Origin of the sequence: Mycoplasma struthionis, from assembly GCF_003855455.1 — a bacterium.
GTDB classification, from domain to species: domain Bacteria; phylum Bacillota_I; class Bacilli_A; order Mycoplasmatales; family Metamycoplasmataceae; genus Metamycoplasma; species Metamycoplasma struthionis.
Map to the genome: position 1 here is coordinate 672,617 of NZ_CP034044.1, position 15,595 is coordinate 688,211.

Below are 15,595 nucleotides of genomic sequence, written 5' to 3' on the forward strand. Positions count from 1 at the left end.
TTTAATTAAGCTTTATGCCTAAATTAAATAGTTTTTTATTTTTCATTTGTGAAAGTTAGTTTAATTGAATATTTTTTTTCTAAAGCAGGAACATAAAAACCATATTCATAATTTCTATTTTTAATTTTAGTTGTGTCTTTAGCCATTGAATAAAATTGAGCATCAAATTCTAAATAATAGTCTTCACCTTTTTTAACTAACGAAATTGGACTTTTGAAATTAAAAGGTAAAAAATATGCTGCTATTTGACTTTTTTTAGTGAATTTTAAATAATAATTACTTGCAGGTCCATGTTCTATTAAATATAAACCTAAATCAATATAGTTTTCATTGTTTGCTTTTATTTTTTGATTAACTAATTCAATTTTGTTTTTTAGTTGTTTAAAAGTGTTGTTTTCAGGATCTGAATCATTAAAACGACCATCAGTAACAAAAGCTAACTCTCATTGTGAATTAGCTAAATCATCAATTTTTTTATCTTTATTAAACTTCTCAATTCCTTTTTCATCTAATAATGTATGACTTTGTGTAGCTTTTAAAGTTAAATTTCTTGCAACTATTGAAGCCGCTGTTAATCTGTTTGTTAATAAAACATCAATATATACAGTATCAGGATTTAAAACATCTAAAATTACATTATGAATTTCTGCATTGTAATCTTGATTTAAAGAGAAATTATAAACTGATAAAGCTGAGTTTTTTAATGATAAATTAGTCATTAATTTTTTTGCTAAATCAAAACTAGAACCATCATATTTTGCATTTTTATTTCAGTTTAAAATATTAGCGTCAAAATTATTTGCAATTTTAGTTGTTACTGATTCCTTTCAAATATTTAAAGAACTTTTTGTTGTTTTAACTCCTAAAGCAACTCCTAAAACAGTAGCAATACCTACTGCTCCTAAAGTTAAAAATATAATATTTCTTGTCTTTTTTAATTTAACAACGTTTTTAGCTTTCTTTTTAAATTCTAATTGATCTTCAACACTAACATCTAGATTTGGATCTTCGTCTCATGGTAATTTAGCATTAGTTTTTTTATCCATTAATCATCCTCACCAACCATAACGAAATCTTTTGTAGTTTCATCATCTAATTCATTTATAACATCGTTTTTTATATCATCATGATTAAATAAATTTTTTGATGAATTACTTCTTTCGAATTCTTTAGTGTCTTTTATATAATAGTCAACATCTTCAGTTGTAGTTTTTGTAATTTTATTATCTAAAAATTTATCAAAGAAATTATTGCCTTCTCTTGTGTTTTCTGTTTCTTCTTCTAAAGAATCTGTTTCTTGTGTTTTTGTTATTTCTTCAGAATTTTCAGAATCTTCTATAACTTGTGTGTGGACTTCTTCAGTTGTATTATCATTTGAAGAATTAATTGAAACATTTTTAATTTCAGGTTTGTCGTCATCTTCTTCATCAACTAAATCATTACCTTCAAATGATTCTTTATTAATATGGGTATGATCTATGTCAGTTGAATTACTTTTAGCTTCTAAATCAAAAATTTGAGTAATTTGTTTATGATCATATTCAGATTCTTCTTCATGATCTAAATGTTCATGTCTTATATCAGATGATAAAAAGTTTTCATTTTTTTCTGCATGTTCTATTGTATTAAATTCTGCACTTGGATCTGAGTAATCTTCAATTTCATCATCATCTTGAATTTTATTGTTTTTTAAAGACTTTTCTAAATTTTCTTTTAAAACAATTTCTTGCATAGTTAATTCAAAATTATTATCTTCTTTAATTACTTCAACATCTTTTTTGTTACTTTGTTTTCTTTTGCATCTTGTAAAATCTTGTTTTTTAATTCTTCAAGAATTTTAGCTTTATAAACTGGTCAACTTATTTCAGTAACTCATTTAATTGGATATGATTTATTTTCTAAAAATTTAAAATTATCACGGTATTTGCAGAATTGCTCTGGATCTTTTAAATATTGGAAACTATCAACTAAAAATCCTTGAATTATTTTTTTGCTTTCACGATTTAAAATAACTATATCAATTGTTTTAGTACCAATTGAATAATCACTTTCAACTGCATAATCAGGATAAGCTTTTAAATAATCATTTAATAAATTAATAACTTGTATTTTAAAATCAGTATGTAGTTTATTAATGTATTCTTGAGTTAAAAGATAATCATTTTCTTCATTTAAATAATTTTTTGTTCTTCTTTATTTAAATCTAAGAATCTTAATCATTTTTTGAAAATAATCATGTCTTTTGTTGAACGTTCATTAATTTCAACATCATCTGCAAAAATTGATTTAACAACAATTATTTTTTCTCTAGCACGAGAAATAGCAACGTTTAAAGCGTTTTTTCCACCTTTACGAGCAACATATGTGTTGTATAAAGTTGTGTTTTTGTCATATGAAACAGACATAATAACAATGTCAGCTTCATCCCCTTGAATGTTTTCTATATTTTTAACTGAAATAATATTTTCATTTAATGCTTGTTCTAATTCAGGTTCTGATCCATAAATTAAGTTTAATAAATGTTCTTGTTGTTTAATATTGAATACTAATAAAATTATCTTTTTGTATTTTTTTAAGCTTTCTTTTGCTAAGCGAATAATTTCATTTGCTTCAACTTCATTTTTTGAATTATCTCAAACACCATTTACTTGAAGAACTTCAATTGCTGGATCTTTTTTAATTGTGCATTCATAATCATCGATAACATCAAGTTTAGATTCATAAAAATGTTTAGAACTAAAAGTCATTAAAGCGGCTTGTTTTGATCTATAGTTTTTATCTAATAAAATTGAATAAACACCAACTGCTTTTGCATAATCTAGTAATGATTCAATATTTCCAAAATCATTTTCATCTTCATCAAAATCATAAGAAGTAGCAAATCATTTTGTTGGTTGCATTTGTTGATCATCTCCAGCCATAACTTTTCTTTTAGCTAGATATAAAATAGGAATTCCTTTTTCAAGAAAAATTTGGCTAGATTCATCTAAAATAGCAAAATCAAATTCTTGTTTTTCTCACATTGATAAATCAAATTCTGGAGTTGTAACAATAACTGGGAATAAGATTTTAATCATGTCTTTGTGTTTATGGAAAAACTTAAATGGTTTTAAATGACCAGTTCTAATTGACATAGCAAAAGCATTATATTGCTCTCTTTGTTTTTCATCAAATGCTTCAATTTTTTGACAAACTAACTCTAAAATCATGTTAGTCAAAATCTTGCCATTATTAATATTTTGAGATTTAGCATCTAAAATTTCTTTAAAATCTTTATCAATTTGAATAATTTCTTGAAGTTCAACTGAATTAATGAATTTAATTGCATTATTTAAATCATATTTCAATAAATTTTGGTTTTGGAAAATGATTTGAGCTGATTCTTTAATATTTTTTGGATAGATTGTAAAGAAACCAGGTTTTTTATTTTTATTTAATTCATAAAGAGCCTTTTTAATATCTTGTTCAGTTTTAAAATTTGATGAAATAGCATAATTTATGCTTGGATCTAATTGTTTAACATTTTCAAAAGATGCCTCATCAATTTCACCATTGTAAACTGAAGCATAAAAATTTAAAACGTTTTCTAAGTTTTTATTGTTTTTTAATTCACTAATTTTTTCTAAATATCTTTTATCTTCTTCAGCAAAGACACTTAAAGCATTTTGTTTACCACTAGCTCTATAATGTTCAACTAATTTTATAAACTTTTCTAAGGGTTCATAAAAACTGTCAAGTCTCATGTCTCTATCATTTAAAACAAATAAACAGAAAATTCTAATTTCTTTTAATCTACTTGTTAAAACCTCTAAGGCAGCTTTTTTTTCTGAAACAACTAAAGCTGTTTTGTTTCTTGCAATAATATTTAAAATTAAATTACTTATTGTTTGAGATTTTCCGGTTCCTGGAGGACCTCAAATTATTGTATCTTGATATAGCGCTGATACAGTTGCCATATCTTGTGAAAAGTTAGTTTCTTGAATTTTAAATAATTTAAAGTTTTTATCAAAAATTACATTCTTAATTTTTTCACTATAAACTTTTTTAATAATTTCAGGATTTAATATTTCTTTAAATTCATCTTGTTTAATAATTTTAAGCATTTGGTTTCATAAATAACCAGATGAAACGTTATAAAAACCTAAAACCATACCAGGATGGAATTTAATAGCTTCGTTTGTTATATTGCTTTCATTTAAATCTAAAATTTTTGATTTTAAACTATTTGGGATTTCATAAATTGAAGTTCATTCTTTATGAATTAAATTAAATAATGCTTCAAAAGTTAAATTAGCAAAGTCAACATTATTTAAATTAAGCATGAAACCTTCTTGTTCTAAAAAGGTTATTAGTTTACTATTTATTTTAATATCAGAAGTAGATATCAAATACACAATTGAATTTTTAATTTCTAGAGTAACTTCTTTAAAAAATAAAGGAGCATAAATTGCTTTTTTTTCTGTTTTTATAGAGATGAAAAATAAACCTATATGTAAAGGTCAAATATTAGTTTCAATATTTACATCTTGGGCTTGTTTTAATAATTTTTTTCATCCAATAAATGATTTTTGAAATTCAGTTTCTAATTGGCTTATTATTTTAGCTTTACCTTTTTCAAAATCTGAAGATAAAGTTTTAAAGATTTTATCATCTACTCTTTGACTGTATTCTTTAAAAATACTTACAATTTCAGTTTTATTTTTAGCTTCTGCAACTTTTTCTCTTAAGCTAATATTATCTGATTCTATTAAAGGTAAATTGAAGTCATTTTTATAATAAATTTGTTCAAAAGTTTTCTCACCAAATTTTTGTAAGACATCAAAATATTTTTCATTGTTAATATTACTAAATAATGAAGAATCTCTTTGTTCTATATCTAGTAAATTAGCCATTATTTTTTGATACTTAACATCATATTTTTCCATATACTATAACTCCTTTTTCATTAACTCTTCTAAATATTTAGCGCAATTTCCAATTACTAAAGAAATTGAGTTTTTTTGTAAAGCTATTCCTGAAATTCCGCCTAATTTTTTAATTTCATCAACTAAAATTAAATTTCTATTTTTAAAAAATATTTTTATTATTTTTTGAGTTGCCGAAACTGATTCAATATTTTCTTTTTGTCCTAATTTTGAAAATAAATCATTTAAGCTAAAAGGTAAATTATTGTTAACTGAAAGTTCACTTGAAACTTCTCTTTTTTGATATTTATTTTTTCAATAAATTAATATAAAACCTAAAGTTATAATGCATAAAAAAACATACAAAGCTTTTTGTTTTGCTGTCATACTCTAACCCCTTTTTTAAATTAAAAATTCAATATTCCTTGTGTATATATGTATTAATAATTATAAAGATAAATAAAAAATAATGTTTTTGAAAAAAGAAAATTTTAAGAAAAGTTAAAGAAAAAAATAGCACATTAATTAATTCAATAATATTAATTAAAAATTAATAGTATTATTATTTAAAAATGTATTAAAATTAAATAAGTATTTATGAAAGGACATAAAATGACTGATAAAAAACAGATTATGATTAGTGGAATAACTGCAACAGGAAAATTAACACTAGCTAATTATATTGGAGCAATTAAAAACATGGTTAAACTTCAAGAGAAGTATGAAAATTATGTTTTTATAGCTGATTTGCATGCTTGAACTTTACCAATAGAACCTAAAGAACTTGAAAAAAATAGAAGAGATATTTTTGCTTTATTTATGGCTTGTGGAATTGATATAAATAAAACAACTTTATTTTTTCAATCAGATGTTATAGAACACGGATTAATGAATTGATTAATTTTAACTAATACAACTATTGGCGAACTATCTAGAATGACTCAATTTAAAGATAAGTCAAGCAAAATAAAAACAGCAAATGGAATGAATACAATTCCTACTGGTCTTTTAATGTATCCAACACTTATGGTAGCTGATATTTTATTATATAATGCAGATATTATTCCTGTTGGAATTGATCAAAAGCAACATGTTGAAATAACTAGAAATTTAGCTATAAGATTAAATAATAAATTTAAAACAAAATTTATAATTCCTGAACCATATATTCCTGAAGTTGGCGCTAAAATAATGTCATTAGTTGAACCAACTAAAAAAATGTCCAAATCAGATACTAATCCTAAAGCTTCTATTTATTTATTAGATGATCCAGAAGAAGCTTATAAAAAAATAATGAAGGCAGTAACAGATTCAGAAGGTAAAATTTATTTATCTGATGATAAACCTGGTATAAAAAATCTTTTAACCATTTATTCAGTTTTAAAAGAAAAAACACTTTTAGAAACAGAAGAATATTTTAAAACTAAAAATTATGGAGAACTAAAATCTGAAGTTGGTTTAGCTGTTAAAGAGTTACTAACTAAGATTCAAGAAAATTATAAAAACGCATTAAAAGACGTTGAAAAAAACAGTTTAATAGGTGCTAAAAAAGCATCACAAACAGCAAATAAAAATTTAAAAATGTTAATGAAAGGTATGGGTTTAGACAATGAACGCAAATAAATTTTTAAACCACTCATGTAGTCACTTATTAGCAGCAGCTATTTTAAAATTATACCCTGAAACAAAATTAGCAATTGGTCCTGCAATTGATGAAGGATTCTATTATGATTTTGAATTTAAAGAACCAATTTTAGAATCTGATTTACCTAAAATAGAAAAATTAATGAAAAAATTGGCTGAACAAAATTATGAAATGAGAAAAGTTGAAATTTCTCAATATTCTTTTGATAATCAACCTTATAAAAAAGAGTTATATGATGAATTTGTAAGTCAAGGAAAAGAAATTACTTTTTATCAATACTATCACCCTAAAACTGAAGAAGTTTTATTTACTGATCTTTGTGCAGGTAATCACATTCAAAATACAAAAGAAATTAAACATTTTAAACTTTTATCAGTAGCCGGCGCTTACTGAAGAGGTGATTCAAAAAATAAAATGTTAACAAGAATTTATGGAACTTGTTGAGAAAGCAAAGATGAATTAGCTAAATATCTTGAAATTCTTGAAGAAAGAAAAGAAAGAGATCATAGAAAAATCGGTAAAGAATTAAATATTTTTATGTTTAATCAACTTTCAGGTCAAGGTTTTCCTATTTGACTTGAAGATGGTATGAAAATTCATAATGCCATTCGTGATTACGTTTTAAAACTAGATAAAAAATATGGTTTTACAGAAGTTATGACACCTCATTTTGGTGAAAAGAAACTTTATGAAATAAGTGGACACTGAGATCATTATCAAGATACTATGTTTAAACCAATTGAAATGGATAATGAACTTTTAGTAGCTCGTCCTATGACATGTCCTCATCACATTATTTTATTTAACTCAACAAGAAGATCATATAAAGACTTACCTATAAGATATTCAGAACAATCAAGATTATATCGTTATGAAAAATCAGGAGCTTTAAGTGGACTTGAAAGAGTTAGAGGTATGGATTTAACAGAAGGTCATATTTTTGTAAGACCTGATCAAATTAAATCAGAGTTTAAACACTTATATCAAATGATTAAACAAGCACTACATGATTTTGATATCGAAATTGATCACGTTTCATTATCTTTAAGAGATAAAGAAGATACTGAAAAATTCTTTGATAATGATGAAATGTGAAATAGAGCAGAAAATGATTTACGTGAAGTTTTAAAAGAATTAAATATCGAATATAAAGAGTTTATTGGTGAAGCAGCATTTTATGGACCTAAAGTTGATTTTCAAGTTAGAACAGTATTAAACAGAGTTATAACTATGTCAACATTACAATTAGACTTTTTATTGCCTTCACGTTTTGAAATGAAATTTGTTGATGATAATGAACAATTTGTAACTCCAGTTTTAATTCATAGAGGTTTAATTGGAACTTATGAAAGATTTATAGCAACATTACTTGAACAAACCAAAGGTGTTTTACCATTTTGATTAAGCCCAAAACAAGTTGTTATAATTCCAGTCGCAAATGATTTTAATGATGATGCTAAAAAACTATATGACGAATTTTTAGATGCTGATTTTAATGTTTCTATTAATTTAAAAAATGATAGATTAAATAAAAAGATTAGAGAAGCTCAACTTCAAAAATCTAAATACATTATTGTTTTAGGTAGATCTGAAATAGAAAATAATACTTTAGCAGTAAGAGAATATGGTTCAGATGAAACAACAGTTTATGCTAAAGATGAATTTATTAATAAATTATTTGAATTAAAAAGAAATTTAAAATAGAAAAAAAATTAGAAATTAAAAACTAGCCGAAGCTAGTTTTTTTATTTTGTTATTAGAAAACGCCTGTTGCCCGTAAAGCGATTAAAACAATGTTTACAACGATTAATACTGATAAAACAATTAATAAAATAACAAATCATTTTTCATCACGTCTGTTGTGGTAGTGAATTGGTTGTTCAGTTGATTGTACATAAAGAGGGAATTCTTCTTTTTTCTCTTCTTCAACTGGAGCTTCTTCTACAACTTGGCATGAAGTACATTGTTTAAAACCGTATAATGTTTTTGAGTGGACTTCTGATGATTCTTTTTTGTGTTCTAAGTGATATAAAACAGTTAGTTCACCATTTTCTGGTCTTAGTTCATCAACAACAACTGTGTATTTTGAATCACTTTCAACATCAGATGCTTCAACTTCGCTAGCTTTTTTATTTTCGTGATCAGCAACGTATAGTTCAACTTTTTCAGCTTCTTCTTCTAAGTTTACTTTAGGTTTTGGTGCAGGTTTGTCAACAAGATTTTCTGATTCAATATATGAAATAGCATCTTTGTTTGCAACTTGTTTTTCTCTAACTTTCTCGATAATTAAACGAGCTTTTGTAATGTCAACTGAACCACGGTAAGCACCGTCTCTGTGGAATCAAACTCTTGTATCATTTGGAGTTTTTTCACTTACTGTAATAAAGTTTTGAACTGCATCAACGAATTCTTTAAAGTTACCTGAAACTTTTTGGTTAGCTTTTTTAAAGTTAAATGATTCTACATTTTTATCAGCGTCTAGAACTTCTGAAATGTAGTATTTTTCTAATGTTGATTTTTTAGTTTTTTCCATCATTATACCTTTCTTTTTTCTAAATTATTAATAATTTATGCTAAATTTTAACAAAAAAATATCGAGTTTTCAATAAATAGAATGTTTTTTTCAATGTGAATTCAATTTTTTTCAATATTTAATGAATGTTTAGGCAACTATTATTGTGCTCTTCTTAATTTTAAATCTTTTAAGATAAATTTTATTTCTTCTTGATTTAGAACTTCAAAAAGTTGTTTATTTTGTTCATAAATAGTGTCGCTTAAAGAATTAAGAGAACTATATAAAATATAATTTTGATTGTTTAACATTTCAATTTTTACATTATCTTTATAAATAACAATTCCATAAATTGGTAAATTAGAAGGTAAGATATCTCTAACTGCTTTTATATTCATATCTAGATTAATAGTAGGGTTTGGAATTATCATATTTTTATTTTCTTGTTTTAAAAGTCATTCACGATTTGTTCAATCTACTTCTAAAGTTCCACTTTCATAATATATTTTTTCTAAAACAAAAACAACTGATTTAGATAAGAAAATAAAATTAATATTAAATTTTTGTTTATTTTTTAAAAATACATAATCTTTAATTAATTTTGCATCTGGAATTACGTTTGTTAAATGAATTAATTCACTTTCAATTTTTTTATCATATTCAAAAATTTGCTCTTGATTTTTTTTATGTCTTCTCATCATTAATTTAATAAAAATACAAAACAGTGAAATAACAACAAAAAATAGAATTACACCAACAACCATTCCAATGATAAACTTCGTTGAAAGTTCTTTGTTTTCTACAACTTGTTTATTTGCTACATTTACAATTTCTTTCATATGTTTTTTCTCCTAATAGTTAAATAAATGATTATCTAGAGCATGTTTTGCTTTTTTATATTCTGGAAAATGTTTAATTACTAATTTATAAAAATCTTTAGAATGATTTTGATAAATAAAATGACTTAATTCATGAACTACAATACTTTTTATAATTTCGTCATTAAAATGAAGTAAATATCTAGAAACAGTTATTAAATTTTTAGATACAAAATTGCTTGCTCAAATTCTTGTTAATCTTGCTTTTGATAATTTAATTTCAAAATTGCTTTTTTCAGGCAATATTTCTTTTGCATAATATTCTGAAAATTCTTTAAATTTCTTAATTAAGATTTCACAAAAATCTTCTTCAATTTTTTTAGTAACTCTTTCAATACTAAATCTTGGATTTGCTAAATAGATTATTAAATTATTTTCTTTTATTTCATAATCACTTTTTGATTTTTCATTAATTAATTGAATTAAATATTTTTGTCCAAAAAAATAAACATAATCTTGTTTTAAATTAATTCCTAAAGCTTCTATATTATCTTGCCTTTTTTTAATTTTTAACAATTTTGGAAAAACATTTTTTAAAAAAGAATCAATATTTACTAAATTGTTATATTTTTTAGGAACTTTTAAATAAATTTGACTTTTTTTAACGCCTGCATACATATATTTATTGTTTGTTAAAATTACATTTATGTTGTAGCTTTTATCATCAAAAATATAGTTTTCAAGCAAATACGTTTTTTCCATAACTATTATTTTAACTTATTAAAAATTGTTTTTTTAAATTTAAATTTTTTATAGATAAAAAAGATTATTTAATTAAAAATTAAAAAAATGTAGTATAATAAAAACGCTAATTATTTATAGCAAGAAAGGCAAAAAAATGGCAAATATTAAATCAAAACAAAAAGCAATCTTATCTAACGAAAAAGCAAACGCTCGTAATTCTGCAATCAAATCTGCTGTTAGAACAGCAATCAAAAAAGCTAAATTAGCTGCTCAAGCTAATGACCCTAAAGCTAAAGAATTGGCTAATAAAGCACACCACGAAATTGATAAAGCAGTTTCAAAAGGTGTTTTACACAAAAACAATGGTGCAAGAAAAGCTAGCCGTTTAGATGCAAGTATTGCTAAATCAAATAATTAATCTATTATATTCAAAAACACCTTGCCTGGTGTTTTTTTATTTATTTAAAAATGAAAATAAAAAAACATGTTATTAAGTTAATTATATTAGGATAAAAAATTTAGACACAAAACGCTATATGTTGATTAACAGCATATGGCGTTTTATATTCCATATTCGATTGTGGTCTATCTAAGTTATATCAAACCACAAATTTGTTAACTATATTATACACATTTAATAAATTCATTTTACTGGTATCGTAAAAATCGAATAATTCTCTTTGAAAAATTGAAAACAAATATTCCGAAGGTCTATTAGCTAATGAATTCCCTTTTGGTGACATAGATTGTTTAATGTTGTTGGTTTTTAAAAAGTCCCTAAATTTATTATTTGCATACTCTATACCATGGTCGCTATGAAAAATTTGAGGTTTTATTTTAAATTTCTTAATGGTTTCATCTAATAATTTAATAGTTGAATCAGCGGTTCTTTCTTTTGACAATGTTCAGTTTAAAATTGAATTTGAAAATGTTTCAGTTAAAACATGTAAGTAGTATCATTGTTCTTTGACTCTTACATATTTAATATCCGCATGAATTGTTTGAGCGAAAAAAGATGATGAAAAATCTCCTTTTAAAAAGTCATCAGTTCATATTTTATCGTATTTAGCTTTTTTCGGTGGTCTTGATTTGTTTGAACGCACATATGACAAAGATTTATATTGACTTTTTTCATAATTTATTCTAAAAACATATGAAGAAACATATTTTTTTGTTGATCTTATATATTTATAATAGAGTTTGTCCCTACCTATAACTAATCCTGATTTTTCAGCTTCTGCTAAAATCCAATCAATAATTTCTTGTTTAATATATTTTTCTTTAGAATCTTTTTTTTGTTTTTTAAGATAGTTAGAGTAAATAGAAGTTCTGTTTATATCAAAGATTTCTGCTAGAATTTTCATTCTGCAGTTTTTAATATTTTTTTCGTCTTTTCTTTTCTTAACTTTCTCAATTATATCTGAATTTGTTATCCCATGCTCTTCTAATATTTCTTCTAAGACATCTTGATAAAATTGTCTTTCATATTCATTTAAGTCATTTATGCTTATTTTTCTTTTTCGACCTGATTTACCTTTTTTTGGAGCAATTCCCGTTTTAGATTTGAGTAATTCCATATCTAAATTATACAAGTTGTATCAATCTGTAATTAGCATTTTGGCATATTTAAATGGGTTTCTTTTATTCTTGTATTTTAAATAATTTTCTTTATATCTTTCTTCTCAGAAATCTTCAACAAAAGTAATCATCGCCATTTCTAAATCTTTTTCAATTAAAATTTTTATATATTTTAGTTTTTGTTCTGCTGTAAACTGTTTTCTTGACATAAAAAAACACATTCCTTTCTTTTAAATGGAATGTGTCTATAAATTTTTATCCTAGTTTAGTTATTAAGTTAATTTATATTTATTAACTTTTACATGTTTAGGTTTTATTATATTAAAAACAATAGTAAACTCACCTTTTATATTATCACCTAAAAGATTTTTAATTTCTTGAGGACTGCCTTCATAAGATGTTTCAAACATTTTAGTCATTTCTTTAATTAAATAAATTTGAACGTTGTTTTCAAAAACTACTTCAAAATCATCTAAGGTAGCTAAAAGCTTATGAGGTGAAACATAAGCTACATAAGTTCCATAACCTAACTCTTTTAGTTCATTTTGTCTAGCACCTGATTTATCTTTTAAAAATCCTAAAAAAGTGAATTTAGAAGCAAAATTAGCTTTAATTAAGGCATGAACCATTGCTGTTGGTCCACCAATTATTTCAATATCTATTTTATTTTCTTTAGCTGCTTTAATTAATTCAAAACCGGGATCTGAAATTAAAGGCATTCCTGCATCAGAAATTAAAGCGATGTTTTTATTTTCATTTATTAATTTAATAGCTTTAGGGCTAATTTGTTTTTCATTAAAATTATGATATGAAATAATTGTTTTATTATTTATTTCGTAATGTTTTAAAAGTTTTTGACTAACTCTACTATCTTCACATAAAATTACATCAACACTTTTTAAAGTATTTATAGCTCTAATAGTAATGTCTTCTAGATTTCCAATAGGAGTTCCTACTATATATAATTTAGCCATAAATTTCTCCTAATATAGTTAAAAAGTTAGTTCTATTTAGTTCAAAATTTCCATTAAAAGAAATATTTTTTAAAAATAAATCTATGCTTTCAATTACTTTTTTAAAATCTAAAGATATTTTTGAAATGTTTTTTAATTCTTTAAAATCGTAAATATTTAAATCACTTACTCCATTTTTAAATTTATATAAATCATGAAAACAAAGCTTCATAAAATTTAAATACATTTTAGCTTTTTCTTCTTCAAAATCTAAAATTAAATAGCTAAATAAATCTTTTGGATTTTTTAGAGATTCAAAAATTAAGTTTTTAATTTCATAAAGCTCTTTTTTAATTTTGTTGTTTCAAAAATGTATTCGTTTTGATATAAATCAATAAAATTATCAACATCTGCTTGTTTTAAAAGTTCTGAATCTTCAGCAAAAATATCAATATTAAAAGCTCTTGATTTAATTGTTTTTAATACATCTTTTTTATTTACACTAGTCATTAAAATAATTGTATTTTTAGGTGGTTCTTCTAAAAACTTTAATAAAGAACTTAAACTTTTTTCAGTTCCATTTTCTATGTTTTTAATTATTAATATTTTTCTTTTATTGTTTTCTAAAGGAGCTATTTCTAACTCACTTTGAATTTTAACTAAATCTTCTTTAGCAATGTTTTTATCTTCACCATTTATTAAAAAATATAATGATCCAAAATCTATATCGCCTAAAGTATAAAAATTTTCTTTATTAATTTGGTTAATAAAGAATAATAAACATTCATCAAAATCGTTGATTGTATCTGATGAAAATAAATAAACTTGATTTAATTTTTGATAATTAATTGCATTATTAATAATTTTTTATAAATATCTTTAATTTTAAGAGCCATTATAAAACTCCATGTTTTTTAAAAATATCAACTACTTTTTCATATAGTTCAACAATTGTACAATTTGCATCTATTACATAATATTTACTATCATCGTTTTGCATTACTAATTTATATGCATCACGCAATTTTTCATAATAAGCAACATCAGTGGTTTCTAAACGATCAATAATATCTCTATTTTGAGTAATTCTTTGTACAGATGTTTTAGGATCTAAATCAAAGAAAATAATAAAATCAGGTTTTGTATTATCAGTCGCTATTTCATTTAAGATCTTAACTTTTTCAAGTCCCATAGTTCCTAAAACTCCTTGATAAACATAAGAGCTTGTTCAATAACGATCTGAAATAACTATTTTGTTTTCTTTTAAAGCAGGTCATATACCTTTTTCTAAATTTAATCTTCTACTTGTTGCAAATAAAAGTGCATCGACCATATTACTAAAAGAGTTTTCATTATCTAAAATAAACTGGCGAATTTTTTCAGCTTCTTTTGAAAAAGCTGAACCTGGTTCCCTTGTGAAAATAACATCATCTCTTTTTAAACGAACAAATTCGTCTTTAAGCATAGAAATAATTGTTGATTTTCCGGAACCATCCATTCCTTCTATAACTATAAATTTACCAGTTTTTTTATCTAACATAATACCCTCTTAATTTAATTACATTTTAACTTTTTTAATAAGTGATTGTTTTAAAGTTACATTGTCAACATATTCAACACTAGCACCAATCGGTATCCCGATTGCTAGTTGATATACATTTTCAAACTTTGCTTTTTCTTTTAGCATTTTTTGTAAATAAATCATTGAAAATTGACCGTCAAATGATGAAGACAAAGCTAAAGTAATTTCTTTATATTTATTTGCTATACTTAAAAGTTTTTCAAGTGCTTTATCTTGCACTTTTTCTTTTTGTTTTTTTCAAACATCATCAATTACAAAGTATTTACCTTTATAGCTATTTAATTCTTCAAATTTGTCTACATCTACAGATTTTTCTACAACTAAAAGAATGTTTTCTCTGCTTGAATCTGAACAAAATTTACATAGTTCATCTTTTGAAACATAATTACAATTAATACATTTTTTAATATTAGTTTTATATTCTAAAATAGTTTGAACTATTTCATTAATTTCTTCAGTTTTTTTATCAATTATAAAATCAGCAATTTTTTGAATTTGTCTTTTGCTAAGACCTGGAATTTCTTTTAATTTTTTTTCTAATTTTAAATATTCTTCATTATTCATTAAAATGGAAATCCATTACCAGAGAATTTAGCACTCATTTCATCAAATGCTTCATTGACTTTATCAATAGCTTCATTTACAGCTAACATAACTAAATCTTGAATTAATTCTGGATCTTCAGGGTCAATTAAAGCTTCATTTAATTTTAAGCTTTTAATTTTTCTATGCCCATCCATCACAACAACGATACCTTGTTTTTCAACTGTGAATTCTTGTCCTTCAATTAATTTTTCTTCTTTTTCCATTTCGGCTTGCATTCTTTTTGCTTTTTTAAGCATTTCATTCATATTCATAA

At 23.9% G+C, this 15,595-nt stretch carries 17 protein-coding genes; 3 read left to right on the top strand and 14 right to left on the bottom strand.

The genetic code is table 4. The features are described 5' to 3' along the window. Positions 1 to 35: 35 nt before the first annotated feature. The 4 genes from EGN60_RS03085 to EGN60_RS03100 all read right to left on the bottom strand — a co-directional run bounded on the left by EGN60_RS03085 (position 36) and on the right by EGN60_RS03100 (position 5,291). Positions 36 to 1,046: a hypothetical protein gene (locus EGN60_RS03085; RefSeq protein WP_124724600.1), complete on the bottom strand. Its 1,011-nt coding sequence runs from the start codon at positions 1,044 to 1,046 to the stop codon at positions 36 to 38. After that, positions 1,046 to 1,732: a hypothetical protein gene (locus tag EGN60_RS03090; RefSeq protein ID WP_124724601.1), complete on the bottom strand. Its 687-nt coding sequence runs from the start codon at positions 1,730 to 1,732 to the stop codon at positions 1,046 to 1,048. The genes EGN60_RS03085 and EGN60_RS03090 overlap by 1 nt, the downstream gene beginning before the upstream one ends. Positions 1,733 to 2,171: 439 nt before the next feature. After that, a complete protein-coding gene (locus EGN60_RS03095) occupies positions 2,172 to 4,925 on the bottom strand; it encodes an AAA domain-containing protein (RefSeq protein WP_124724602.1) in 2,754 nt (917 codons plus the stop codon). A gap of 3 nt (positions 4,926 to 4,928) precedes the next feature. Continuing rightward, a complete protein-coding gene (locus EGN60_RS03100) occupies positions 4,929 to 5,291 on the bottom strand; it encodes a PTS glucose transporter subunit IIB (protein WP_124724603.1) in 363 nt (120 codons plus the stop codon). A gap of 210 nt (positions 5,292 to 5,501) precedes the next feature. Between EGN60_RS03100 and trpS the strand changes: the two genes are divergently transcribed. Both trpS and thrS read left to right on the top strand, forming a co-directional pair. Beyond that, entirely contained in the window at positions 5,502 to 6,527 is a 1,026-nt protein-coding gene (gene trpS / locus EGN60_RS03105; protein ID WP_245979655.1) for a tryptophan--tRNA ligase, read from the top strand. Next, positions 6,514 to 8,253: a threonine--tRNA ligase gene (gene thrS, locus EGN60_RS03110; RefSeq protein WP_124724605.1), complete on the top strand. Its 1,740-nt coding sequence runs from the start codon at positions 6,514 to 6,516 to the stop codon at positions 8,251 to 8,253. Before trpS ends, thrS begins: the two co-directional genes overlap by 14 nt. A 52-nt stretch (positions 8,254 to 8,305) precedes the next feature. On the opposite strand, the gene EGN60_RS03115 is transcribed toward thrS, so the two are convergent. The 3 genes from EGN60_RS03115 to EGN60_RS03125 form a co-directional block, all read right to left on the bottom strand. Then, entirely contained in the window at positions 8,306 to 9,082 is a 777-nt protein-coding gene (locus tag EGN60_RS03115; RefSeq protein ID WP_124724606.1) for a hypothetical protein, read from the bottom strand. A 140-nt stretch (positions 9,083 to 9,222) separates the two neighbouring features. Beyond that, positions 9,223 to 9,900 carry an NERD domain-containing protein gene (locus EGN60_RS03120; RefSeq protein ID WP_124724607.1) on the bottom strand — a complete coding sequence of 226 codons (678 nt, stop codon included), beginning with the start codon at positions 9,898 to 9,900 and terminating at the stop codon, positions 9,223 to 9,225. 12 nt (positions 9,901 to 9,912) lie between these two features. Continuing rightward, positions 9,913 to 10,641 carry a YgjP-like metallopeptidase domain-containing protein gene (locus EGN60_RS03125; protein ID WP_124724608.1) on the bottom strand — a complete coding sequence of 243 codons (729 nt, stop codon included), beginning with the start codon at positions 10,639 to 10,641 and terminating at the stop codon, positions 9,913 to 9,915. A 136-nt stretch (positions 10,642 to 10,777) separates the two neighbouring features. Between EGN60_RS03125 and rpsT the strand changes: the two genes are divergently transcribed. Further along, a complete protein-coding gene (gene rpsT, locus EGN60_RS03130) occupies positions 10,778 to 11,041 on the top strand; it encodes a 30S ribosomal protein S20 (RefSeq protein ID WP_124724609.1) in 264 nt (87 codons plus the stop codon). A 100-nt stretch (positions 11,042 to 11,141) separates the two neighbouring features. On the opposite strand, the gene EGN60_RS03135 is transcribed toward rpsT, so the two are convergent. The 7 genes from EGN60_RS03135 to EGN60_RS03165 form a co-directional block, all read right to left on the bottom strand. Next, the gene (locus tag EGN60_RS03135; protein WP_157977617.1) at positions 11,142 to 12,410 is read right to left on the bottom strand and encodes a DDE-type integrase/transposase/recombinase; all 1,269 of its coding nucleotides are present in this window, start codon (positions 12,408 to 12,410) and stop codon (positions 11,142 to 11,144) included. 63 nt (positions 12,411 to 12,473) lie between these two features. After that, positions 12,474 to 13,175, bottom strand: coding sequence for a 16S rRNA (cytidine(1402)-2'-O)-methyltransferase (gene rsmI / locus EGN60_RS03140; protein ID WP_124724611.1), 702 nt, complete (start codon positions 13,173 to 13,175; stop codon positions 12,474 to 12,476). After that, complete coding sequence (locus EGN60_RS03145; RefSeq protein ID WP_124724612.1) at positions 13,168 to 13,401, bottom strand: hypothetical protein; 234 nt, start codon at positions 13,399 to 13,401, stop codon at positions 13,168 to 13,170. The genes rsmI and EGN60_RS03145 overlap by 8 nt, the downstream gene beginning before the upstream one ends. A 74-nt stretch (positions 13,402 to 13,475) precedes the next feature. Next, on the bottom strand, positions 13,476 to 14,018 hold the full coding sequence (locus EGN60_RS03150) for a hypothetical protein (protein WP_124724613.1): 543 nt from the start codon (positions 14,016 to 14,018) through the stop codon (positions 13,476 to 13,478). Positions 14,019 to 14,049: 31 nt separating this feature from the next. Then, positions 14,050 to 14,694 carry a dTMP kinase gene (gene tmk / locus EGN60_RS03155; RefSeq protein WP_124724614.1) on the bottom strand — a complete coding sequence of 215 codons (645 nt, stop codon included), beginning with the start codon at positions 14,692 to 14,694 and terminating at the stop codon, positions 14,050 to 14,052. A gap of 18 nt (positions 14,695 to 14,712) precedes the next feature. Beyond that, positions 14,713 to 15,300 carry a toprim domain-containing protein gene (locus EGN60_RS03160; RefSeq protein ID WP_124724615.1) on the bottom strand — a complete coding sequence of 196 codons (588 nt, stop codon included), beginning with the start codon at positions 15,298 to 15,300 and terminating at the stop codon, positions 14,713 to 14,715. Continuing rightward, on the bottom strand, positions 15,300 to 15,593 hold the full coding sequence (locus tag EGN60_RS03165) for a YbaB/EbfC family nucleoid-associated protein (protein WP_124724616.1): 294 nt from the start codon (positions 15,591 to 15,593) through the stop codon (positions 15,300 to 15,302). The genes EGN60_RS03160 and EGN60_RS03165 overlap by 1 nt, the downstream gene beginning before the upstream one ends. Positions 15,594 to 15,595 lie beyond the last annotated feature (2 nt).